9 protein-coding genes are annotated in these 26,447 nt (G+C 59.9%); 3 read left to right on the plus strand and 6 right to left on the minus strand.

Annotated elements, in window-relative coordinates; all coding sequences use genetic code 11:
• Window positions 1-53: 53 nt before the first annotated feature.
• From GURA_RS02930 to GURA_RS02940, 3 genes are all read left to right on the plus strand, one after another.
• Window positions 54-13,301: a DUF2341 domain-containing protein gene (locus GURA_RS02930; protein ID WP_198134514.1), complete on the plus strand. Its 13,248-nt coding sequence runs from the start codon at window positions 54-56 to the stop codon at window positions 13,299-13,301.
• A 354-nt stretch (window positions 13,302-13,655) separates the two neighbouring features.
• On the plus strand, window positions 13,656-15,665 hold the full coding sequence (locus GURA_RS02935; protein WP_011937512.1) for a NosD domain-containing protein: 2,010 nt from the start codon (window positions 13,656-13,658) through the stop codon (window positions 15,663-15,665).
• Between the two features lies 1 nt (window position 15,666).
• The gene (locus GURA_RS02940; protein ID WP_011937513.1) at window positions 15,667-16,461 is read left to right on the plus strand and encodes a carboxypeptidase-like regulatory domain-containing protein; all 795 of its coding nucleotides are present in this window, start codon (window positions 15,667-15,669) and stop codon (window positions 16,459-16,461) included.
• A 264-nt stretch (window positions 16,462-16,725) separates the two neighbouring features.
• Here the strand turns inward: GURA_RS02940 and GURA_RS02945 are convergent, their stop codons facing one another.
• The 6 genes from GURA_RS02945 to recC form a co-directional block, all read right to left on the minus strand.
• Complete coding sequence (locus GURA_RS02945; protein ID WP_011937514.1) at window positions 16,726-17,130, minus strand: PilZ domain-containing protein; 405 nt, start codon at window positions 17,128-17,130, stop codon at window positions 16,726-16,728.
• A 116-nt stretch (window positions 17,131-17,246) separates the two neighbouring features.
• Entirely contained in the window at window positions 17,247-19,052 is a 1,806-nt protein-coding gene (recD, locus tag GURA_RS02950; protein WP_011937515.1) for an exodeoxyribonuclease V subunit alpha, read from the minus strand.
• 161 nt (window positions 19,053-19,213) lie between these two features.
• A complete protein-coding gene (gene recB, locus GURA_RS02955) occupies window positions 19,214-22,471 on the minus strand; it encodes an exodeoxyribonuclease V subunit beta (RefSeq protein WP_011937516.1) in 3,258 nt (1,085 codons plus the stop codon).
• Between the two features lie 145 nt (window positions 22,472-22,616).
• Window positions 22,617-22,841 (minus strand): type II toxin-antitoxin system BrnA family antitoxin, encoded by a 225-nt coding sequence (gene brnA / locus GURA_RS02960; RefSeq protein ID WP_011937517.1) that lies wholly within the window; start codon window positions 22,839-22,841, stop codon window positions 22,617-22,619.
• On the minus strand, window positions 22,831-23,091 hold the full coding sequence (locus tag GURA_RS02965) for a BrnT family toxin (protein WP_011937518.1): 261 nt from the start codon (window positions 23,089-23,091) through the stop codon (window positions 22,831-22,833). The genes brnA and GURA_RS02965 overlap by 11 nt, the downstream gene beginning before the upstream one ends.
• 56 nt (window positions 23,092-23,147) lie before the next feature.
• Window positions 23,148-26,423, minus strand: coding sequence for an exodeoxyribonuclease V subunit gamma (recC, locus tag GURA_RS02970; protein ID WP_011937519.1), 3,276 nt, complete (start codon window positions 26,421-26,423; stop codon window positions 23,148-23,150).
• Window positions 26,424-26,447 lie beyond the last annotated feature (24 nt).

A 26,447-nucleotide genomic window follows, 5' to 3' on the forward strand; every position in this document is an offset into this window, starting at 1 on the left:
TGAACCGTAAGTTCAGAACCGAGAGACCGAAGAAGCTGACCGGAGGTAAGCCCATGAGGCATGAAGCCCGTGAAATGAACTTGACGATAGATGCCGCTGTCCGCGGAAAACTTTTCCCTGCCATGCATTGCTGGTTGTCGTTGCTATTGGCCTTTTCGCTTTCCGTCGCAATCTCCGTTCCGGCTTTCGCAAAGGGGGGGGATGTCGTCTGGCAGACCGGCGACCCGCGGGGAGGCAAGCAGGAAGCTAAGTCCTCCGGGGTCGATGCGGCCGGCAACGTCATAATTGCCGGTTACCAGAACCTGAGCGGCACTACCGACGACGATTACCTGACGGTCAAGCTTAAGTCCGACGGCAGCGGCATTGCCTGGCGTGCCGCGTATAACAAGTCGGGTGGCTCTGATCAGGCGACAGCCGTGGTTGTCGATTCGGAAAACAATGTCGTCGTTACCGGTTATGCCTGGAACGGACAGAACAACGATATTCATACCATAAAATACAACGGTTCCACCGGCTCGGTGATATGGGAGCATACCTTTGACGGCGCAGCCCGTGGCGACGACAGGGCCACGGCAATTGCCGTGGACAATCTCAACAACGTTTATGTGGGTGGCTTTTCCCAGAATGCGCGGGTCAACGAAGACTATATTATTGTCAAATACGGCGCTTCCGGCCCTAATCCCGACGGTACTCCCCTCTGGCATACGACCTGGAACGCTACCGCAGACGGCACGGACAAGCTTGCCTCGATTTCAGTCGGTGTGGGCTGCATTGCCGCCACCGGTTATTCCTGGAACGGTGCTGACTTCGACTATCTGACCATCAAGTTCGACCTTAACGGCAATAAGCTCTGGGACATGCGCCATGGCTCATCGGTCCCGGCGGGGCTCAAGGAAGACCAGGGGAAATTCACCAGGATCGACCCTGCGGGCGACGTCGTTATCACCGGTTATGTCTCCAACACCATCGATAAGGATATCTATACAGCAAAGTACAACGGCGCAACCGGCGCCCTCGTCTGGGAACGGACGTATAACGGTGCCTATGACGACGAACCCAACGGCCTCTTTGTCGACAGCAGGGGGGATGTCTATGTCACCGGCTACACCTGGACGATCGACGCTCACAACGACTACTATACGGCAAAATACGCCGGTACGGACGGGGGGCTTTTGTGGGAAAACACCTTCAATTCCAGCGGCAGCAATGACGACATCACCTCGGCTACGGGCATCGTCGTCGATGAGGCGGGCGATGTCTTCGTCACCGGCTACAGCATAACGGCGGGCAACTATGATTTTCAGACGCTGAAATATAAAAAGGACAACGGCACCGAACTCTGGCACAGCAGCTTCAACGGCACTGCCGGCAAAAACGACCGCCCGGTCGGTATCGGGCTCGATCCACTGTCCGGCATGGTCTATGTTGCCGGCTGGTCGGACATGACCGCTTCTCTGGACAGCGGGGTCGCAACCGCGGCCAGCACCAATTTGACGGTGGAGAGCGCTAAGAGCTGGTCGGCCGATCAATGGGCCGGTTACCACGTCATGATGACCAGTGGTGGGAATAGCGGTGTGAGCAGGCATATTGCCGGCAACAGCGCCACCACCCTGACGCTCTCGACCCCTTTCGCCAAACCGGTTGCCGCGGGAGACACCTATTACCTCTATGATCAGGAAGACCTGGACTATCACCTGATCAAATACGATCCGGGTCTCCTGAACCGCCCCACCGGCCTTACCGCCCAAACCCTTTCGAACAGTTCCGTAAAGCTGACCTGGACGGACAACACGAGCAGCGAAACCGGATTCAACGTCTACCGCAAGGTCGGCGAATTCGGCGCATGGGAGAGGCTCCTTCCTCCTGCTCCGGCCCCGCCGACGGACCCCACGGTGCGCGCCGGCGTCGTCACCTACGACGACACGGGGCTGACTGCAAACACGTACTACTACTACCAGGTAACCGCCTACGACGGCACGGAATCGCACCCGAGCGACCCGGCCAAGGCTTTGACCGTCTTCGTCAGCTATCCGCTCCCCGCCTGGAGCTTTGTCTACAACAACCCCGACAACTTTGATGATTTCGCCAACGCGATTGCCGTCGGTCCCGACAACAATCCGGTCGTCACCGGCCAGAGCCTGCGCACTGCCGGCGGCTTCGATTACTACACGGTCAAGTTCAGGAACTCGGACAAAAGCCTGCTCTGGAGCGACCTCTACGACAGCCCCGACAGCGCACTGGACATAGCCATGTGCGTGGCGGTCGATGGCGCGGGCGATGCCATAGTTTCGGGCTATTCGGAGCTTTTTAACGGTACGAGCGGCAACACCCCCCATATTTATACGACGAAATACCCGGCAGCCGGTCCACCGGCATTGTGGCATCACCAGTACATCGGTTCGGCGCGCATCGATGACCGGGCCGTGGCCATCGCCTCGGCGGTCGACTCATCCAACAACAGCGTGGTCGTAGGTTACGGCAAGAACGCGGCGGGCAACGAGGACATCTACCTCATCAAATATCCGTCGACACCCGTTCTCGACGGCAACAACAGCGCAACCCCCGCCTGGACAGCCACCCCCTTCGACGGCGGAGGCGACGATTTTCCCAATACCGTGGCCTTCGGCAAGGGTGGCGATATCTTCGTCACCGGCTATAGCAAGAATGTGGCGACCGGTAATTACGACGTCTTTGTCGCCAAATACAGCGGTGCGACAGGTGCGCGCATCTGGACGGACACCTTTGAAGGTCCGGGGCTTGGCGACGACCGGGGGGCGGCCCTGGCCACCGATGCAGCCGGTGACTTCTACGTTGCCGGTGTTGCGGTCAACGCGGCCGGCAACAAGGACTTTTTCACCATCAAGTACGACGGGAGCAGTGCGTCAGTACAGCGGCTCTGGCAGCCGACTTTCTTCGACGGCGCTGCCCACGGCGACGACGAAGCGGTTGCCGTCAGTATAGATCCGATAGACGGCGCCGTTGTCGTTGCCGGTACAACCCTGACCGCTGCCGGCGATCACGACTTTACCATCGTCAGATACACGCCAGCCGGTCAGCCTCTCTGGAGCCGGACCCTGCAGCGTCCGGCCGATGACGACTATCTCAAGGCAATGGGGACGGACAATTCCGGCAATATCATCGTTACCGGTCATACCGGCGACGGCGTGACCACCGACAGCATGACCCTCAAGTACGACTACGAGGGGACGCTGATCGTCGCCACCATCTATGACGGCGCAGCCCAGGGTTTTGATCAATCGAACGCCATTGCCGTCAACTCCCTGGGCGAGGCCTACATCGCCGGATACACGACCAATGTCGACGGAAATGCCGACTACCTTGTCTATTCGCTGCCGGCCGAGCCCATCCAGGCGCCCCTGCCGTTAACAGCGGCGCCGAAATACACCACGGTAGCATTGAGCTGGCAGGACTATTCGACGGTGGAAGACGGCTATCATATCCAGAGAAAGGTCGGCGCATGTTCAGCCGCCAATGTCTGGACCCAGGCCGACCTGATCAAGACGACGAACCCGGATGCGACGAGCTATCCGGATGCGGGGCTGACCTCCGGGCAGACTTACTGTTACAGAGTTCAGTCCTTCAGGACCAACGGCGCGGAGTCGCGCTGGGTCGAAAAACAGGTTACGACCGCGGTCCCGGCTGCTCCCGGCTCCGTAACCGCCACGCCCGACAACACCACCCAGGTCACGGTCAACTGGAGCGACAATACCGGCGGCGAGACGGGATTCAGGGTCGAGCGGTGCCTGGACGCGGGGGCGGGTTGCGACTTCACCACCAGGGACACCTTTGTCACTGCGCCCGACGCCACCACCTTCACCGATAGCACCGCATGTGCCGATAAAACTTACAACTACCGGGTCATGGCGATCAACAGGGGGCTTTCGTTCGATGGCGGGGGCGCCTGGACACGGAGGGCGCCGCTCAGCATCGCCGACTTTCAGCCGAATGTGCTGACCAGGATGACCATTGCCTACGACGGCCGCACGGACCTTGCCGGAGTCCCCATGAAGGCGGACTTCAGCGACATTCGCTTTTACGATGAGACCGGCCGGACCGAGCTCCCGTACTGGATAGAGAGCAAGAGCGATGGGGTCTCGGCCAACGTCTGGATCATGGGTGGGGCAAACAACGCCGTTTACCTCTATTACGGCAATGCCGGGGCGGCAGGGGCGAGCAACGTGAACAATATTTTCGGCAGCGGCCTCGTGGGGTACTGGCCGTTCAACGAGTCAGCCGGAATCCCGGCTGCGATCGCCGATCTGAGCGGCCGCGGCAACAACGCCGCATTGAACGGTTTCATCTCCCCCTACGGGGTCGTCAGCGCCGGCAAGTACGGCAACGGCCTGAGCCTGGACGGATCGAACGATTATCTGACCGTACCGGACACAACCGGCTCGTCGCTGGACATTACCGGTTCGATCACGGTCGAGATGTGGTACAAGTACGAACAGAGTCAGCCATGGGCACGCATTATCTCCAAGCCTACCGCCGGAGGTCCACAGCCGTGGGATCTTTATGCCATTGCCCTCAATGATAACGGCAACAGGCAGAAACCTTATTTTGTGATTTCGAGCACCAATACCTGGAATAACCTGCCGACAGACAATTATGTGGTCATGGGGCCGGAACTTGTCGTCGGCAACTGGTATCACCTGGTCGGCAGATACAACAGGGCTACGGGAAGGGTCTCCATTATCGTCGACGGTATAGAATACGGCGCGACCGTTACCCCCATTACCCTGGCTGTGAGCAATGATCCCCTTACCATGGGGACGCGGGGTGTTTATGGCGGGAATGCCAAGGGGGGGGTCGACGAAGTCCGTATCTACAGCCGGGCGCTCACCGACGAGGAGATAGCGCGAGACTCACGCTATGCGATTACTGTCACTGTGGGGACGGCGGAGCAGGAAGGGGCGGGGTACGTCTTTGCCGGCACATTTACAGGACTGATCAGTGCAACGGCCCAGGCGAAGACGCCGTCGCCAGGCCAGCCCGGACCGTTGACCCTGTCGAGGGTTTCGGAAGCACAGATCAATCTGTCCTGGACGGACACGACCACGGACGAGACCGGTTTCAGGGTGGAGCGGTGCAAAGATGCCAGCTGCGTGCAGACGGAACTACCTTCCCATGCGGGCACCGGCGCGATGACCCTGACCGACACGGGGCTCGAACCGAACACCACCTATTCCTATAGTGTCAGGGCGCTTAAAACGGGCGCATGCGGCTGGGACGATGCCGTGAGCGCTTTGGTCAGCGAAACTACGACCGTCAATCCGCCGGTCGTCACCTCAGTGACAGCCGTGAACACGACCCGGCTGGACGTTGCCTGGACGGACGATGTGGTCAGCAACTCGGGGTATCGGGTGGAGCGCTGCGCCGGCACATCGGCAACGTGCGGCGCGCAGGGGGCGAGCTTCAGCGTCATCGGCGGCTCCACTGCCAGAAACTATTCCGATACGGAGGCGTGCGCGGGAACGGACCACACCTACCGCGTCTGCGCGGTTTTCAACGGTCTTTCCGGCTCCGGCGCCCCCTGGTCCATGCGGGCACCCTTAACTTTCGACAACAACAGCTTCCAGCCCAACTTCAAAACCAGGCTGACCGTTTACTATAACGCTGCCATGAACCCCGACTTCAGCGACATCCGCTTTTACGACGCCGCGGCAGACAGGGAACTCCCCTACTGGATTGAGAGCAAGACCGATGGGGTTTCGGCGAACGTCTGGATCAAAACCGGCGACAATAACGCCGTTTACCTCTATTACGGCAACAGGAACGCGACCAGCGCGAGCAAATTGAGCGGCGTCTTCGGCAGCGGTCTCATGGGGTACTGGCAGTTCAACGAGCCGGCCGGCATTCCCGCCGTAATCAGCGATCTCAGCGGTCAGGGGAACAATGTCGTCCCGACCAGTTTCATTGCCCCCTACGGTGTCGTCGCAGGCGGAAAATACGGCAACGCCCTGAGCCTCTCCGGTGCGGCAAATCACGCCAAAAAAGACACGGTTACCCTGCCGACGGGGAACGTCGCCACGGTGGAGGCATGGATATTCCCCACCGGGTACTCACCGGGCAATGCCTATAACGGCATCGTCTCGTGGGGACCCAGGTCCGGCACCGCGGTCTCGTTGCTGTTGAGCATCCAGGACGGCGGCCGGCCGAGCATGGCCACCTGGGGGAACGATTTCGTGCCTGGGAGCGGCCCGGCCGCAACCCTCAACGCCTGGAACCACATTGCCGTCGTCCTTGACGGCAAGGCGGTCACACTGTACATGAACGGCCAGCCGGTCAGCGGAGCGGTCAGCGCCGATATCTTGCCGAGCATTCAGTCAAAGAACCTCTCCATCGGCTCCACCGACAATCCGGGCAGGAATTTCCAGGGGAAGATAGACGAAGTGCGTATTTACAACCGTGCCCTGTCCCCGCAGGAGATCGCTTCCAGTTACGCCGCAGTTTTGCCCTCTGCCAGTGTTAATCTGGGCGCGGCGGAACCTGCGCCCGCCATTCCCCAGGAGTGGCAGGGTAGCTGTTCCCTTGTGACTCCGCAGTCGGCCGGTAAAACCCCGGTCCCGCCAAAACCGACGGGGCTGACCCTCACATGGGTTTCGGAGGCGCAGCTGGATCTGGGTTGGACGGACAATGCCAATGATGAGAGCGGCTATTATGTGGAGAGGATGTGCACGGCCGGGCCCGGCTGCACCGACACGGACTTCGCCCCGGTGCCGAACGGTGATCTCTCACCCCGTACGGGGACCGGCGCGATGACCTTCAGCGACAAAACCGGCCTGAGGCCGAACAACATCTACGCCTATCGGGTAAGGCCCTACAAGAACGTCGTCTGCGGCAACATCTGGGACAACGCCGGCGGCAGCCTCTATTCGGACGTGAAGTCCGCTACGACAACGGTCAAAGATCCGTCGGCAATAGCGGCGACTGCGGCATTCGGCACCAGCTGCAACGATATCCGCCTCACCGACAGCGACGGCAGCACCTCCTTGAGCCAGTGGGTGCAGCAGCTGCAATGCAATACCACCGGCACCCGCGTCTGGCCAAAGGTCCCGACGATTCCTGTCGGAGACAAAACCATATATCTCTATTACGGAAACTCTTCGGCCCCTTCGGTTGACAATGGGGATACGACCTTCGAGTTCTTCGACGATTTCAGCGGGAAAAAGGCCGATGGGTCGCCATTGTCGCCGCCATATATCGACCCGGACAAGTGGACTGTAAACGACCTGACCGGCTTCAGCGTGTCGGGCGGATATCTGCACGGTACAAACACGACCGGCCGATTGACCTCGAAATTTTTGCTTTCCGCCGATAAACTCATGACCCTCAAGGCGAAAACCACGAGTTCGGCGACCGGTGGCCAGATAATCGGCGGTGTTTACCTCTCGGCAACCGACCATCTCGGTTTCCTCAACCGTCCCGCAGACGGCGGTTACCAGCTGAACGGCAGCCAGGTGCTGTCGGTTGCCACCCCGGCTCCGGCGCACAACCTGGGTTACACCCTCAATTATACGAGCCCGTCGACAGTCAATATGCAGGCCTATGACTGGGATACCGGCGCCTGGTATCTGAGTCCGCTCACCGTCTCGGCGACCATCGCCGGCAAACCCGTCGTGCTCGGCAGGCAGTATGTCACGGACGGCGCCAATGGCCAGGCATACCTTACCGACTGGGACTGGGTCCTGGTGCGCAAGGTAGCGAATCCCGCGCCGACGGCTGCATTGGGGCAGAAGGAGTACGGCTCCTTCAACGTCGGCGGCGACACCTTCAGCGTGCGCAAGCCCATAACCATAACCCACAGCGCCACAGGCGCAGCGCCGCTGACGGATTACCAGCTTCTCTTCCCCACAGTGGACACGACCTCCCTGGCGACGGACCGGATAACCATCGGTTGGGTCGACAACACAGCAACCGAGAGCGGTTTCACCATCGAGAGATGTACCGCCGGCCCTGCCGGGTCGGCAGATTGCACAAGCTGGGACAGAACCATCCCGGTCGCTCCGAATGCCACCAGCTATGCCGACACCAACCTCCCCCTTGCCACTAAATACTGCTACCAAATCAGGGTCGACATTCCCGACGTTGTCACGACATTCTCCGCGCCGGTCTGCGCCACGACGTCCGTGCCGACTCCACCCTTCAACCTCACCGTTTCCGTGAACGGCACGCGGGTGGATCTTGCCTGGAGCGACACGACGCCCGGCGTTCCCGACGGCTATATGGTCGAGCGCTGTTCCGATACGGGGTCGGGGTGCGTTTTCAGCGGCTCGGACCCCAGCTTCACCACCTTTACGGTGGACCGTGCGTCAAAGGCCTTTATCGACCCCTCCGCCTGCAGCGGCATCTACAACTATCGGGTCAAGTCGGTCAAGCCATGGATCAGCGGCTGGCCCGCCGATTACACCAATGTCGTCACGGCTTCTCTGACCATCCCGCCGAAGCCGACAGGCGTTACGGCAAGTCGGTCCTCCGAAAGCCAGATCAACCTCACCTGGACCGACAACACCACCGACGAGACCGGCTACCGGGTCGAGCGGAAGTGCGTCAGCGGCCCCCCCTCCTCTCCCTGCCCGGACAGCGATTTCCATCAGGTGGGACAGGACCTGCCGGCAAATCCCGGCACGGGAGCCATGTCCTTCAACGACTTCGGCTTGACTCCGGATACGACCTATCTCTACCAGGTGACCTCCTTCAAGTCGGCCGGCTGTTCCTGGCTTGCGGTGAGCGACCCGTCTGCCGACGAAACGACGACCTTGACTAACCCGGCCAACCTGACCGCCACCGCCATCAATACCACCCAGATCAACCTTTCCTGGAGCGATACGACCTCGGGCGAGAGCGGTTTCGTCGTTGAACGCTGCACCGATGACGCATGCACAACCCCGACGATCCTCACTCCGCCGGCAGGGGTCAATGCGACCAACTATGCCGATACCACGGTATGCAATGCCTTAACCCCCTATTATTACCGTGTCAAGGCCTTCAAGTCCGCCAACCTCTCCTCTGCCGGCGGCGGGGCCTGGACAAGGCGCGCCCTTCTGGCAATAACCGGTTTCCAGCCCAATTACCAGATGAAGCTGACCATACGGTCCGCGGACTATCCCGGCATGCAGCCGGATTTCAGGGACGTCCGTTTCTACGACGCCACCACCGGCAGTGAGCTCTCCTACTGGATCGAAGGCGTATCCGCGGGGACTGCCGTCATCTGGGTGAAAACCGCCGCAAACAGCGCGATCTACCTCTATTACGGCAATACGGCGGCAGCGGATGCGTCCAGCGCTGCCAGCACCTTCGAATTCTTCGACGACTTCAGCGGGACGAATATCGATGCCAGTAGGTGGAACGTAGTCGATCCGACAGGGTTCACCGTTTCCGGCGGCTCCCTGCACGGGACCAGCACCAGCGGCAGGCTGACTTCGAAAGCGACCTTTGCCGCGGGCATCACGCTGGATATCAAGGCGCGGACCACCGCCGTTGCCGTCAACGGCCAGGCCATCGGCGGCTTTTACCTCAGTGCCGCCAACCACATCGGCTGGATGGCTGATCAATCCACCTCCAAACTCTACGCGGTCAAAAACGGCTCCATTTACAGAAATACGAACAGCAGCACGGCAAACCTTCTCTATACCCTGACCGTAAAAAGCGCCTCGACGTCGAGCCAGCAGCTCTATAATCTGGACAGCTCCTCGCCGGACCAGTACCTGGGGACGGGGGTGGATACCTCGTTCACGTTCGCCAGCTCCCCTATCGTCCTCGGCAGAAGCTACAAGGACGATCTGCACAACGGCCAAGCCTATGCAACTGACTGGGACTGGATCCGTGTCCGCAAATACGCGGCCGTTGAACCGGCTGTGACGGTGGGAGCGGTGGAATCTTCCGCGGGGTACAGCTTCGTCAATACCTGGTATGGCGACACCCCTTACAGTGCAACGGCTTTTGCCACCACCTCGACGGTGGTCCCCCCCGGCGGGCTGAGCGCCACCAGGGCCTCGGAGGCGCAGATAAACCTATCCTGGACCGACAACGCCAATGATGAAACCGGCTTCAAGGTGGAGCGCTGCACCGGCGCAACCTGCGACTTCACCACCCTGGACGTCGGCTTCCCGGTGGAACTCGGGGCAAATGCAATCTCCTACAGCGACCCGCTGCTGGTCCCCGACACACCCTACCGCTACCGGGTGCGCGCCTATAAAACCGCTTTCTGCAACGGCGGCTGGACCAGCGACCCGTCCAATGTCTCCGGCGATGTTACAACCGGCATAGCTCCGGCCAGTTTGACTGCCACCCCCTTCAACACCACCCAGATGGACATTTCCTGGTCCGATACCACCCAGGCGGAAAAAGGGTTCATCGTCGAGCGGTGCGAGGGGAGCGACTGCAATTTCACGCAGATAGGATCGGTCGGACCGCATAAGGTAAACTTACTTGCGCTCTATACTTTCAATAACAACCTTAACGACTCGTCAGGAAACGGCCTGAACCTGACCGGTCCTGCGCCGGTTTACGATGAGGGGGGACTGCTGATGACCACCGGCACGGTCTATCAGAGCCCCGTGACCAGCATCCTCGATACGGACGACCACACCATCGAGTTCGACATCAAGATAAGGTCCACCAACGCCGGCTGGACGAGGATTTTCTCCTATACCCCTGCCGGCACGGACCGAAGCCCGGGGTTGTGGCTGGCGGACGGCAACCGGGCGCTTTTGCACTGGCGTTACGACCCGGCTAACAAGGGGGTCGATTACCTGGGGGTGAACGGCAACAACGGGACTCCCTTTACCCTCGGCGCCTGGTATCATGTGCGCGGCGTCAAGACGGGCCGCTATTTCAAGGTGTATGTGGACGGCACGCTGGTCGTGGACATGATCGTTTCCAATCCCAAAACTGCCGGTCCTTCAGCGCTCTACTTCGGCGGTGCCGATGTCTCCATCAGGAACTTCACCGTCTCCAGCAGCACGGAAGTCGTCTATTCCGACACCACGGCTTGCAACGCCGTCCCCTACAGCTACAGGGTACGCGCCGTCAATGGAGGGCTTGCAGCAGACGGCGGCGGCTGCTGGAAAAACAGGGCGCTGCTTGCCATCGGCGGTTTCCAGCCGAACCACCAGACCAGGGTGACCATTGCCTATAATGCGGCGATGAATGCGGACTTCAGCGATATCCGTTTTTATGACGCAACCAGCCGGAGCGAACTCCCCTACTGGATAGAAAAGAAAACTGACGGCGCCTCGGCGACGGTCTGGTTCAAGAGCGGCATGAACAACAATATCTATCTCTATTACGGCAACGGGAGCGCATTGCCTGCCGCGGACGGCGCTGCCGTGTTCGAGTTTTTCGATGACTTCGCGGGCACGGTGGTCGATTCGGGCAAATGGAAGATAATCGACGGCACAGGCTTCAGCGTATCGGGGGGCTATCTGCACGGGACGAATTCGACCGGCAGGCTGACATCAGCCAAACCATATGCGTCCGGGGTGGTTCTGGATGTCAAGGCAAAGACGACACTGACGGCTCCTTCCGGCCAAACAGTCGGCGGGCTGGTGCTGTTGCCCGACTTGTACAATTATATGGGATTCGCAAACGCCGCCGGTGCCGTAACCTACACGTATAATACGAACAGCGGCCCGCTTCCAGCAGCCAATATGCTCTATACCATCAAAGTTAAGGACTCCCAGACGACAAACCTCCAGGTGGATAATTGGGACACAGGGACGCCGTTCTGGGTGATCGGCAATGTTTCGAAAGCGATCACCGGGCACAACATCGTGCTGGGTAGGCGGGTCGACACGACGTTCAACTTAGACCACCTCAATGAGCCGTATGTGACGGATTGGGACTGGGTGCGCGTCCGCAGGTATGCGGCAGCCGAACCGACTGTCAGCGTTGGCGACCGGGAGACATCGTCCTGTTATGCCTTTGACGGTTCGTGGCCGGTCCCTCTTTACAGCAACACGGTACAGAAGGCAACTGCTGCGCCGGCTGTGCCAGGCGGGCTCGGGGGGGCGGCGACCGACAGCCAGGTCAGCCTGAGCTGGAATGACAACACGGGCGATGAAGCGGGATTCAAGGTCGAGCGATGCGCTGACTCGGGATGTGCCTCTGCGGCAGAGATCGGAACGTCCGGCCCGAACGTGAACCTGTTCACCGACACCGGGCTTTCCCCGTCGACCAACTACTGCTACCGGGTAAGGGCATACAAGCCCCAGCCGTGCAACAGCGAGTGGAATTCCGGCTACAGCCCGGTCGCCTGCGTAGCCACCGGCGCTGCCCGGCCTTTCAACCTGACGGCCGTTGCCCTGAACTCCATGTCGGTAAGGCTCGACTGGAGCTCGGACGTTGCCGCCAATGAGGACGGCTTTGAAATAGAGCGCCAGGTGTGGGACGGCGAATGGCAGAAGTGGGGAAAGGTGGAGGCCAATGTCACCACCTTTACGGACACGGTCGGCGTCGAGCCGCTGAAGAGGTACAGATACCGGGTGCGGGCGTTCAACAACAACGATTTCGGCGATTTTGACGCCGGCATCGATGCGACGAAGTGGGACCAGCGGGGTGTTGTTCTCGATAACGCCGGCGCCATCATCCTGGATGTGAAAACTCCACCTATCACCATAGTCGATGCAAACGGCACGGAGCAATTGACCGCTGCCGACGGCAACGTCGAGTTCCTCACCTCGAGCCCGGGCGGGGGGGCGGCTGCCAAGTACAACTGGCTGCGGATGTCGTTGAAGAACCCCGCAGTGGTGAACGGCGATTTTGATCTGCAGATCGACTATCGTCTGCCGGACGGCCAGGTAAGCTCGGCCAACTACCATGTTTACGGGAGGTTGCAGGTCAACTTCCTTAATACTGCAGGCGGTTCCAATTATGCATATATCGAGCGCGCCATCGGCAACGGCGACAACAATTACGGCGTCGTGGCCGCAATCAACGGCGCTACGTCTTCTGCCGCCGTCATAACAGCGGACACCTCCGGCAAGCTGCGGATAACGAGAAAAGCGGACACTGTTTCTCTCTATGCCTGGACCGGCGGCAAATGGTCGCTCGTTCACGAAGTAACGGGTGCATCGGCCTCTGCCGCGACCTTTGTCGGTTTTACCCAGTACGTGCAGAGGATTGAAGCGGTCGGTCTCAGAACGGTCATCGATAACTTTGCACTTTCACCGGCTCAATCAGAATACAGCAACACGGCTACCGTAACGTTCACCAATCCTGACGGCTCGACGATCTTCACGACACCGGCGTATGCTGCCGGCGACAACGTCTGTCGATAGGGTGAAGGGGGAAGGTTCCCGAAAACAGACGGATTGAAGGGGATGGGGCGTTGGACGGCGTGACGGCAGGACATGCTCGCAAGAGATGTCCTGCCTTTTTTTATCATACGATTCGCGCAAGTTGTGGTAATGTTTCATTGTCAAATATTTAACCTGAAAACGGCAGTTAGGCACGGATTACCAGAAGTAGGCGCCTCCAGGCGACACGGATTTGGACGGATTGACACGGATAAACCAAGGAGATTTCCGATAACACTTTGGGTCTTGGTTCTCGGTCTTTTTAATCCGTAAAATCCGTACAAATCAGATTTGATCCGTGTGCAATGCTTTTTCCAGGTTTAAGGATGCTGAAGAGTGAAATGCCTTGCCGGATATGTGATGGGCGTCATCGTTTTCGCCCTGCTGTCGCTTTTCCCGCTGCTGTCTCTGGCCGCAGAGGTGGAGGGCGTGGTGTTGTGCGACAATGGACCGGTCGATGATCCCCGGGTTCTCGCTTACGGCACGTTGCAGGAGAGCGCCGGTGGGACGCCCCTCTATCGCTCCGTTGCCGACGAGAAGCCGGGTTACTTCAGGCTTGAACTCCCCCCGGGAAAATACTACCTGACGGCTGCGGGAACCTTTCATGGTGCGGAATATTTTTCGTTTCACGGTGCAAACCCGGTCATCGTGAACGATGAAAAACTCTGGATTCCCTTTACTGTAACGCCGCGGACAAACGCGTCGGTCAAGGCTGCGGACTCGACAAAGCTTGGCGGCACGGTTACCTTCAAGGGTAAGCCGGTCGCCGATGCCCAGGTATCTCTCTATGCCGCCTCTGAAGGGCAGTTCAAGGGAATGGGGCTTCTGACCCGGACTACCGGAGAAAACGGCGCGTTCAGCTTTGCTCCCGAAGCGGGTGATTACGTGGTTGTGGCGAGAAAGAGGGTGGCGGCAAAGGGGGAGATGCCGCTCAAAAAGGGGGATCTCTTCTGTTACTATGCAGGTAATCCCCTGTCTGTTGCGGCCGGCAAAGAAACGAACATAGAAATCCCCTGCCATCCGAAGGATGACCTACAGGCCTTTCTTGAGGATTGGAGCCGGGTCAAAAGGGTCAACGCCGGTCTTGCCAGGTTCAGGGACAAGGCGTCGGAAGAGGCCGAACCGTTCAGCATCGCGGGGAGGGTCACCGATCTGCACGGCAAACCGGTGGCGGGCCTTTATGTGACGGCCTACCAGGGGGAGCCCGGCCGGATCTTCCAGATGCATTTTCTCCGTCTGAAGTCCGATTACATGGCCCGCACCGACAAAAATGGCCGCTACACCATCGGCGTCAAGGAAAAAGGAATCTATTACCTTGTTGCCCGGGAACTTGGCGGAGAATCACCGCTGAAAGGGGAGTTGTACGGCCTCTATGAAGGGAATGTCGACCATGCTGTCACCGTTGAACAGCCGCTCGTCAACGCGGACATCGCGGTCGGCAGGGTCATGGCCGAGGCTCCCCGTAAACCGGTCCCCGGCGCAAGTCACCACCAGCGGTACAAGACGCTGCGGCTCGGCGACACGGTTGTCGAGCAGGACACCGAATGGAGCGGCCGGATCGAGATTTCCGGGCGGGTGGTGGTGAAACGGGGAGTGACGCTTACGGTCAGGCCGGGGACCGTAGTGAGCTTCAGGCGGATCGACCGGAACAATGACGGCATAGGCGACGGCGAGATCCGGGTGCTCGGCCGGATCGTCGCCAAAGGGACCCCCGGCCGCAGGATCCGCTTCACTTCGGCGGAACGGGTTCCCCGCAAGGAAGACTGGTCCTATCTGCTCCTCTTTACATCGGGCGCGGAGAACATCATCGAGCAGTGCATTTTTGAATATGCCTTCACCGGCCTCCAGGCGCACTTTTCACGGGCTGTCATACGGGATTCGCTCTTTCTGAAAAACCGGGAGGGGCTCCGCTTCGGCAGGGCCGAACTGCTCATCGAGCATAACGACATCATGGGCAACACCTACGGCATCAGGCATACGAGGCTTGAAGGGCCGGTAACGATAGCCCGCAACAGGATCAGCGGGAATGAGGTTGGGATATTCTTCGTGCCGTCCAACCAGAACATGGTGAACTTCTCTCCGCAGAGGTACGCGGTTGACCCGCAGCTGGAGATGCTCCCCCTCGTCGAACAGAACAACATCGACAGAAACAGCAGGTACAACTACCAGCTCGGTGAACGGCAGGGGTATGACGTCTCCTTCGGGAGAAACTGGTGGGGTACGATAGCAGAGTCGGATATTTATGCTAAGCTGTATGACAAAAAGAACGATGACTCTTTGGGCAAGGTCAACGTGAGACCGTATCTGAAGGCCCCTGTGCGCGGCGCGGGGGCAAGGGGGAGATGAAATGGGGCAAGCGAGAATATTTGCACTGTTCCTGCTGATCTTTTTTATGGCAGCAACCGCCGGGGCGGCGGAACAGAAGACGGGTTTTCTTTCCGGGCGGCTGATGATAAAAAATGGCGGACCTCTTGCCGACGGTATGGCATTTTTGTTTAATCATGCGGCCGGGCCGCCACCCTCGCCGGAAAAATACTGGCGGGTCCCCGATGAGATAGTTCCCATAGACAAAGATGGGAGATTCAAGGCCGAACTCCTTGAAGGGAAATATTACCTCGGGGCGATAAAGAGGCTTGCAGGTAAAGAGATCGGCCCGCCGCAGGAAGGCGATTTTTTCCTCATCAGCAGGGACACCAGTGGCGAACCGAAGACGTACCTTGTTAACAAGGGGGGGGAGACGGACGTCGGCACCATTGCCGAGGCGGCCCCCTTCAAGCGGGCGACGCTCAAACTGAAAGAGGGGATTACAGCCATTGAAGGGACCGTTGTCGGTCCGACAGGAAAGCCGATTGATGGGGCGCTGGTCTTTGCTTTCCTGACACCGTCAATGGTGGGTAAGCCCGTTTTTGTTTCGGAGAGAACGGACAAGGACGGGAAATTCCTGCTCAGGGTGTTCGGCAGTGACCATTACTACCTGAAGACGAGGGACGTTTACGGCGGCGGCCCTCCCAAGGTCGGGTCGGTGATCGGCAGCTACGGCGAGGATGCGCCGATCGCAGTGAACGTAAAAGCCGGGGAAATCAAGAAGGGAATCGAGATCAAGGTGGTAAGGTTCACCGGCCAGGGGCCAAAGCAGAAATAACCCTAGAAAAAGCATTTGAACCGCAAAGGCGCTAAGAACGCGAAGTAAAATCAATCATTTATCTAACGGAAACCTTTCACCCGATTGGTTTGGATCTTTATCCCCATAAGTATTTGAATTTCTTTGCGCCCTTTGCGCCTTTGCGGTAAACAACTGTCGTTTTTAGGATAACCATCTTTTTAACGAGGAAAGATCTTGCCAAAGAGGCACCGGAATGAAAAATTCCGGTGCCTCTTTGCTTTTGAACCGTAGGTTTCTCGCTGTCTACTCGAATACCGATCGGTTGCCGGCTGATGGCATGGAGCAGATATATTCGCAAAAATCCACGGTAAGTTGCTGGGGTTTGCCTTTATGGTAAATAAAAAGATGTTCCAGGTGCAGGATCGGATATATGCTGATATGAGGTGAATGGAAAGCAATGCCGTCTTCAGCCACGCGGGCAATTTTTGCCGGTATGGTTACCGTCAGCGTGGTCGCTCCATCTGATAAACGAATTGAGACGAGGGCGTCACCGTCGGTAACAATTGACGCCGAACCGTGTGTCTTTACGTATACGCCCCTGGTACTCAAGTTTTCTACTTCGCCACTGATTGTTTCATTATTTTGTATGATAACTGCCGAGGCATGGAAATCTATTCTTTTGTATTTTCTTTTGTCCATTGGGCTCATGCGGGACCCCGACAGGTGGTAAAAGCTGAGTTGGATTAATTATTAAACAGTATTTAGGAAATAATTTCAATAAAAAACGGCGTTTTCTGGTAAATATATCAACCTGTCAAAAAACGTTATCCCCAGAGTGTCTCCCGAAGCCCGGATTTTCGCTCAATTCGCCGCTCAATTGCCCACATCAGAAGATCGTCCGGCGCCCAGAGATCTACCCCTGTCTTTGCCCGGGTAATGGCCGTATAAATCAGTTCGCGGGTGAGAACGTCCGACTGCCGGTCCGGCAAGAGGAGCAGCACCCGGTCGAATTCGGAACCCTGGCTTTTGTGAACGGTCATGGCATAGGCGGTTTCGTGTTCCGGCAGGCGAAGCGGCAGGATCGACCGCAACGCGCCGTCAGCGGCGGGAAAGAATGCACGCAGCTCGTTATCGACGGCCGGATCGGGCAGGATGATGCCGATGTCGCCATTGAAGAGCTGCAGCGCATAGTCGTTCCTGGTCACCATGACCGGCTGTCCCGCGTACCAGCGATGTCCCTGAGGATTGATAAGTCCTTCCCGGACAAGCGCGGCTTCCACCAGGCGATTGACGGTCTCTGTCCCGTACGGCCCCTGGCGCAGGGCGCAAAGGATGCGGAACCGACCGAACCGCTCATGCGCCTCGCCGGCCCCATTCCCCTTGAGGTAGGGTCCATAGCCGGCGCAGATGCTCTTCGCCAGGGTTTCGCCGAGCCTTTCCGCGGGGGGACATCCGTTGAGGGCTATGTCGGTGAACGTCTTTCCCCTGAGGAGCGCTACTGCCGCCGCACCGTTCCCTTCATTGACCAGGTTGCCGAGGGCGCCGATGCCGCTGTCGGCGGCAAAGCGGTAACTCTTGCGCAGGACGACGATGGCATCGTGAAGACGGTGTGACGCCTCCTCGGCATAAGGTTCTGCTGCCAGGGGATCGCCGGATATCCGCCCGGCCAGATCGCAGAAGGTGCGGGAAAAGCCATGAACAGCGCCTGTATTGCTGATGTCGCCCAGCACCGCCCCTGCTTCCACCGAGGCGAGCTGGTCCCGGTCGCCGAGAAGGATGAGCCGGGCGTTGTCGGCCAGGGCATCGACCAGTTTGGCCATGAGCGGGAGCGATACCATGGACGCTTCATCGACGACGATCACATCGAAGGGGAGCGGGTTTTCCCGGTTGTGGCGGAAGCAGCTCGAACCGCGGACAAAGCCGAGGAGCCGGTGGAGCGTCGAAACGTCGGTCGGGAGCAGTTCCCGAACGGCGTCGCTGCAGTCGATGCTGCCTCGCGCCCCCAGGATCGACTCCTTGAGCCGTGCCGCCGCCTTGCCGGTCGGCGCAGCGAGTGCGATCCGGCATTTCTCTCCTGCCGCCTGCTCGAGGAGCAGGACCAGAACCTTGACAACGGTCGATGTCTTTCCCGTGCCGGGGCCTCCTGAAATGACGCAGAAGCGCCGGCTGACGGCTGCCAGTGCCGCGATCCGCTGCCAGTCGGTCACGCCGCATGCTTGTGCCGGGAACAGGCGTCGGACGCCGTCCTTGAGCAGCGCCTCGTCGATGGCGGCGGGGACTTCCGCTCCCCGGCGAATGAGCGCCGCGGCCAGTTGTTGCTCATAGCGCCAGTAACGGTGCAGATAGAGGCGGTTGGCCCTGTCGAGGACGAGAGGGGTGAAGTCGCCGGGGTGGCCGATCACCGGCCAGCAGCGCAGTTGTTTCCCCCATGCTGCAGGATCGCCAATCCCCTCCTCCGTGGCCGGCTCACTCGCCATGGCGGAGCCGAGGTCGAGGCAGACATGACCGCTCCCCACCGCCTGGCTGACGAGGGCAGCGGCAAGCCACAGCCGCCGGTCGTCGGTCCCCGCCAGGCGGCAGATGAACGCGGCGAAGTGGCGGTCTATGTCGTTCAGGCTATCAACAGGCATGGTTTGCTGTCCTCAATAAAAAATGCAGCCACGAATGAACACGAATGAACACGAATAAAATCAAATGAAAAAACGATTGGCATTGCAGATGCTTAAAACATTAGTGAAAATTCGTGAAATTCGTGGCCGAAAAAGGTTTTGAATCAACCCGGATGCTTACCCTACTGAATCAGTGCCTCCGTCAAATCCTCGATGACTCTGCGCGGCGGACGATCGAAGAAAGTGCCGGACCCCGACCCGCGCCCCGCATCGACCCCGCGCAGGAAGATGTAGTAGACCCCGCCGAAGTGGCGGTCGTAGTCGTACCCATCCACCCGCAGCTGAAGGTAGCGGTTGAATGCGACGGTGTAGAGCAGGTACTGGAGCGGATAGAGGTTCCTTTCCATTTCCCGCTGGAGCTGTGCCTGGCCGTACTCCTCGATCCGGTTCCCCAGGTGGTTCGATTTCCAGTCGACGATGTAGTAGCGCCCCCCCTGTTCGAAGACCATGTCCATGAACCCGCGCACCATCCCCTTGACCGGCATGAAGGATAGCCGGCTGAAAAGCTCGGACATGTCCAGCGGCAGGTCCATGCCGTTCCAGCGCGTCGCGACGTTCTTCAACCGCTCGGAGCTGATGAAGGCGAGGGGGAAGAAGAATTCCAGCTCCGTGAGCCGGTGGCCGAGTGGTACGTCGGCCAGGGTAAACACGCCTTTTCCCTGGATTAACGGGGTCTGTAGCACGTTGTTCACCATGGAGCAGACCGTTTCCCGCCAATCCGAAGGGAAGCTGTGCTTTTTCAGGAGCTCGGCGATGAGGGGAGACGCTGTCTCCGCCGCCGCGGTGAAATCGAGCGATTCGAAGATCTCGTGGAAAAAGATTCCGGCTGCAGCCCCTTTCGGGAAGGCAAAAATGCCTGATGGTGGCGGTTCCGCCGGCAGGCGCCCCGTATCCGCTTCGAGCGTTGTTTCGTCCCGGTCGGGAAATTCCTGGATGTGGGGGCGATGGCCGGCCGTCGTGGTAAAGGCGGTGAAGCTGGTTACCCGCCACTCCTGGTCGATGGCGCCGCTGAAGGCCCGGCAGGTGAATACATCGGGCTCTACCGCAGGGGGGGTATAAGAAATTCCGTCCGCTTCGGGCAGGGGAAGCACTGCTATGCTGCTTTCGGCGGCCTCGGCCAGGCGGCGGAGATCATCCAGCATCGCTTCGTCGCTGAGCGCCACCTGCCCCTTGACCGCCAAAGCCTCTGGATGGAGGAGGTAGTGCATGGCCGAATCACCGGCATCCTTGAACGCACCCCATGCCAGGTAGCAGCGGTGCCGGGCCCGGGTGAGGGCCACATAGAGCAGACGGAGGCTTTCCGCCAGCCCCTCTTGTGCCGCCTGTCGCCGGTGGGCGTCCAGGTCGGGGGAGCCGATGTCCACAACCGTCGTGCGCTGCTCATCGTGAAAGAGGGCAGTCTTCTCTTTACCGCCGAATTCGGCCCAGCAGAAAGGACAGAAGACGACGGGGTATTCCAGCCCCTTGCTCTTGTGGATGGTCACCAGCTGCACTGCCTGGGCGTCGGTCTCCAGGCGGATTTCATGCTCTTCCCGTTTCGGCTCTTCGGCGATCCGCTCGGCGAGCCAGGCGATGACCCCTTCCAGCCCCAGGTTCTGTTCGCCGGCTGCCTCATGGATGGTCTCGAAGCAGTGCAGGATGTTGGTCAGCCGTCTTTCGCCGGCAGGGAGAGGGAGCAGGCGGCTCCGTACCCGGCGGACCGCCAGAAAGCGCATTGCCATTGCCATGCAGCCGTTGCCGGTCCAGATCTCATGGTAAAGGCGGAACTCCGCCAAAACCGTCTCCCAGCTGTTTTCGTCGGCAAGGAGGCCGGCCAGAACATCACCGGAAACGCCGACCATGTCGGTGACCAGTGCGGCCTTGAGAAGCCTTTCGTTGGTGGGTTCGGCGACGGCTTTGAGGAAACGGAGGATTTCCTCAGCTTCATCTGACTCGAAGAGGTTGCCGGCGCTGCAAAGCACGCTGGGAATACCCCGCTGCCGCAACGCCTGCTGGACGAGCCGCGCCTGTCGATGGGCCCGGACAAGGACTGCAATATCGCCGGGAGCGACCGGCCGTTCGCCGATCAGGAGCCGCCCGTCCGACCCGTCCTGCAAAAGCCGGGCGATTTCTCCTGCAACAGCAGCGGGGAGCATTTCCCAGGCATCACCCTTGTTGATCGGTTTCCCCGCCTCCCTGCGGTTGACGAACCAGAGCCGGAAGGGGGCTGGGTCCGGTTTTCCGTCCATGGTGAGGAGATCGATCTCCCGCTCGGCCGGGGTTACACGGCTGAAGTGGATGTCATCGAAGTAAAAGGGCTCAACACGTGATTCGAACAGCCCGTTGACCGCCTGGATTAATGCCGGCTCTGAGCGCCAGTTTTCCCCGAGGGTATGGCGCTGTTCCGTGTCCGCGGCCGCCTCCAGGTAGGCGAAGATATCCGCGCCGCGGAAGCTGTAAATGGCCTGCTTGGGGTCGCCGATAAGGAAAAAGGGGGTCTCGTCCCCCGCCGGGTAGACGGCGTCGAAGATCCTGAACTGGACCGGATCCGTGTCCTGGAACTCGTCGATGAGCGCCGCCCGGTAACGCTCCCGGATGAGCCGGGGGAGAGGGGAGCCGTTCCTTTCCAGAGCAGAATGGAGATCGAGGAGGAGGTCCTCGAAGAAACGGACGTTGGCTCGCCGCTTCCGCTTGGGAAGTTCTGCGGCCAGGTAGTCGAAGAACCCCCGTTTCAGGGCGAGGAGCCAGGCTTCAAGCAGTGCCGGATCGATCTCCCCTTCCCTGGGGAGCAAGGGAAACGTCGCCTGCGGAATGACGGTGACGAACGGTGAGCCGGCCCGGCGGCCGGCAATCTTCAGCAGCGCAGCCGGTCCGAGGCCGGCAGCCAGCGCTGTCTGTACTGCCGCACCCGGCGCATCGTAGCAGTTGATCCGCCAGTAATCCGCGGCAATCTCCCTGAGAAGACCCTGCTGGTCCGTCACCAGCTCGGTATCGTAGAGCGAGCCGCTCTCGAAGGGGTTTTCCTGGAGCATCCGCTGGCAGAAGCCGTGAATGGTAAAGATCGACGCTTCGTCGAAGGAGCGGAGCGCCGTGGTCAACAGCCTCCGGGCCGCGGCGCGGTCAATGGCGCTTTCCAAAAGTCCGGCAAGAAGCCGGTCGCTGCTCGTACCAATGGCAAAGGCGTTCTCCGCTTCACGCAACCGCTCCCTGATCCGTTCGCGCAGTTCCTTGGTCGCCGCCTCGGTAAAGGTCACGACGAGGATATCCCCCACCGCAAGCTGCCGTTCCAGGACAAGGCGCAGGTAGATGCCGGCAATGGTAAAGGTCTTGCCGGTGCCGGCGCTCGCCTCGATGAGATTGCGCCCGGCAAGCGGGGTATGGAGGAGGTCGAACTGGTTCATGGGATGGGTCTTCTTCTGCGTTTCTCAGGATAATGAGCAAGGTGCGAGGCGTGCATAGCTTCACAACGCCGTCAGGCCACTGGCGGGGACCACGCCCATCAGCATCACCTGGTATGGGAAGGGAAGGACGCGACCTGCATGAATTTCAAGATGCCTTTTCCAGACGCTCAGCTACCCAGACCTTGATGATGGATTGCCGGGGCACGCCCAAACGTCTTGCTTCCTTGTCCAGGGAGTGGATCATCCACAAAGGGAAATCCACATTTACTCTTTTCTGCTCCTGCTCAGGCCTTCTAGCCTTTGACACATCAAGGTGCTTTGAAATATCCTTGCCGTCGTCAAATAACTTGTCAAATTCGTTAGCTTTCATAGATATCAATCTCCTCTTTACGAGAACGGCGAACGGAAATGATTCTTGCCTTGTCGCTCCTGTACGTAATAACCGCTGACCAATGCTTCCCCAAAATCTTCCCGATTACCAGGTATCTTGGTTCATCGCTCGTTATTACAGGGATTTCCAGCAAATCGGGGTCATCCCAGAGCGCTTGGGCTTCATCAAAGTCAATCCCATGCTTTGTTTTATTGCTGCCGCTTTTCTTGGTGTCGAATTCAAATTCCATGTATAATTTTTATACCTTTATTGTATGGAATGTCAACCTGATCCTCTCCAATCGATTCACGACGCCCGATTTTCGTCCCGTTTGGCCTTCTTTTCGCTGAAATGGGCGAGGAGGGGATCGTAGACCATCCGCGACAGCGCCATAAACTCCCCATCAAGCGGCTCCTCGTTTCCGAAGCAGCGCTGGTAGTAAGGGTCCTCCTTCTCCCCCGGGTAATCCTCGGAGCCGTGCCACTTCTTGCGCGCATCGCCAAGCGCCTTGGCTGCCTTTTTCGGGTCGTTCGCCTTCCTGGCGTATTCCAGGGCCGATTTCGGAAAAAACGGGAGCGGGGCGCTCATCCCCCGGCGGTAGATGGTGAGGAGCTGCTCAAGCAGCGCTAGGCTGTCGGAAACCGGGGCAATGGCTACGGTCACGTCGCTGGCGAGGAGGCTTGCGGTGCGGGGATAGCCGGTCGGTGCGGCGCTGGTGAGGCAGATGTGCTCGATCCAGATGCGGAGGCGGTCTTTCGCCTTGAGCTTGGCGTAGCGGTAGTGCACGAGCCCTTCAGGCCAGATGCGCTCGATCCGGCCGACGAGGCGCGACTCCTTGAATTCCAGATCGATTTCCAGCGGTGGAAGCGGCGCTCCGACGGTAGCGGCGGCTACCTGTTCGGCGAAATCCGAGGCTGCCGAGGCCAGGGTGTCGTAGGTTATGGTGCCGCACTCGCCCGGCGGCAGCTCCCCCCGGCTGCGTGCCACGGCCCGGTGGTTGTCGAGGCTCTCGCCCGCGAGGAGGGCGGCCACGATCTCCTGTCCCAGCATGTATTTTCCCAGGTGGTCGAGGGAGAACGGTTCGCTCTCTGCAAAGCTTTCGTCCCGCTGCTCCAGGTAAATCCCCAGTCGTCGGCGCAGGAAGTGTTTGCACGGGTTGGCGAAGAACTCTGCCAGGTCGTAGAGCGTGACCAGCGTTTCTTCCGCTGGGGGGAGAGGACGGCTGAGAAAGGTTGCGGGCACGGCGGGAGGGGCGATGGCGGCGAGGACCCCGTGGAGGTTTTCCCTGCTGTAGCTGAAGAGCCTTCCATCATTCGGGCGGAAATAATCGCGGCTGAAGGGTTGCAGCGGATGCCTGACGCTTATCCCCCTGACCGCGGCAGTTTCGTCCGCCTCTTCGCCTGCCCTGGTGAACCCCTTGGCTATATAGTCGAGCAGTTCGCTGACGAGCACCGAGGGGGGGAGTTCGCTGTTGTCCTTGATGCTTTGCCCGACGTAGCTGATGGAAAAGCGTTCGCGGGCGGAGAGGAGTGCCTCCAGGAACAAGTAGCGGTCTTCGTCACGCTGGGAGCGGTCGCCTCGGCGGGGTGAAGCGGCGATCAGGTCAAAGCCGTGGGGGCGGTTGCGGCGCGGGAAGACCCCGTCGTTCATCCCCAGGAGCGCGATGACCCGGAACGGGATGCTGCGCATGGGAAGCATGGCGCAGAAGGTGACGCCGCCGGTGAGGAAGCCGAAGCCGCGCTGTTCACTGCCGAGCTTCTCCCCGAGCCAGGCGCGGACAATCTCGATGCCGACGTCGCCGCCAAAGTTCGCATGGGCCCGGCATTCGTCCAACCGCTCAATCACCTTCAAGAGGGTTGCCACGTCACGTTCGTCGTCACCGTCCGCCTTGATGAAGGTTCCCAGGAGCGAGCGGAGCACCGCCGTCCATTCTTCAATCTGCCGGGGGCGGGCCAGGGCTTGCACCCGGCTGAACAGGGTCTCGCAGAATTCCAGGAAGCGACCGAGCAGCAGGGCATCGCTTCCTTCCAGGTGATCGTAAGGGAGGATTTCGCCGAAGAAATGACGGTCCTCGCCGGCCATGGCGTAGCCGAGGATGAGCCGGTCGAGTCCGGCCTGCCAGGAGTTCTCGCTGAACGCGGGGACACCGTGTCCTGTCCGCTCCATTGCGTCGATCCCCCAGCGGATGTTGGTGGCGGTCAGCCACTGGTGGACGGTTTCCAGGTCCTTGTCCGTCAGGCCGAAACGACGGCAGACCGGCGCCGCTTCCAGGATGTCGAGCACCTCGGTGATGGCGAAGCGGCTGCCGCAGAGCTGGAGGATGGCGAGGAGGACCTCCGCGGTTTCTCCTTCCCTGCGCAGGCTCCGGTCGGCGATGGAGTAGGGTATGCGCTGTTCCGGCTGCTCCGGCGTGCCGAACACTGCCGAAATATAGGGGGCGTAAGCTTCGATGTCCGGGGTCATGACGAGGATATCGCGGGGCGACAGGGTCGGATCGTTGTCGAAGAGGGAGAGGATCTGGTCGTAGAGCACCTCGATCTCCCGCATGGCACTGTGGCAGGAGTGGATGCGCAGCGTGTCGTCCGTGGCCTCTATCACCTCCCTGTCGCCTGCGGCGCCCCGGTCGCGCAGGTCGAGGATGTTGGCCTGGATGGCATGGAGCAGACCGCTTCCCCGGATTTCCGTGAATGTGTCGCTGAACTCGGCATCGCCGCAGTCACCGATGAGCGAGTCGAAGAAGTCCCTGCCGATCCTGCCCATGGAGGCAAGGAGCGGGTTGCCCGTCTCGAAATAACCGTGCAGTGGATCCTCGTCCAATCCCCTTCGCTCAAGCCTTGCCAGTTCCCGCTCGGAGACGATCTTTCCCCAGTATTCCCGGCACGGGTTGAGGAGGAATAGGTTGATCTCGGTCTGCCGGGCGATGCCGGACAGCACTTCCATGTGGAAGGGGGGGAGGGTGGGGATGCCGATCAGCGAAATCCGCCGGGGGAGTTCGGCGGCTGCGGTGTCCGGCCGGTTGATTCTCCGGCGGAATTCCGCAAGGAGGGCGGCGCGGTGTCTGTCCGTGGCGTTGCGCACCAGCTCCCGCCAGAGGAGCCCCTGCCAGCCCCCCTCGGCTCCCTCTTCCCAGGAGAGGAGCAGTTCCGGCCGGTAGATCGTGTACTGGTCGAAGGTGTCGGCAATCTTTTCCGCAAGTTGCAGCCGTTTGAGGCCGTCGCCGTCGTCGGCGAGGTAGCCTGCGAGCGGCTCGAAACCGGGGCCGCCAAGGCATGACGGCAACAGCTCCATGAGCCGCCAGGTGAGCACATCCGGATGGAAAGACGAGACTTGCGGCGTCTCGGCGAGATCGGGGATGACGGCGCGGAACAGGGTTTCGACAACGGCATTGGGGAAGGGGAATTCGCCGTTGGCCCAGACACCGAAGCGCCTTGCCAGCTCCATGGCCAGCCAGCGCTGCATCCCCTTGCTCTGGACGACGATGGTCTCAGGCGTAAAGGGGGAAGGAAGCGGTTTTTCCACCACCCCGGCAAGTTGGTCGACGAGCGTCTCCATCCGGTTGCTGGTATAGATTTTGAGCGGCATGGTCGAACCTCGGGACGGATTTGG

It is taken from the genome of Geotalea uraniireducens Rf4 (genome assembly GCF_000016745.1).
GTDB lineage: Bacteria > Desulfobacterota > Desulfuromonadia > Geobacterales > Geobacteraceae > Geotalea > Geotalea uraniireducens.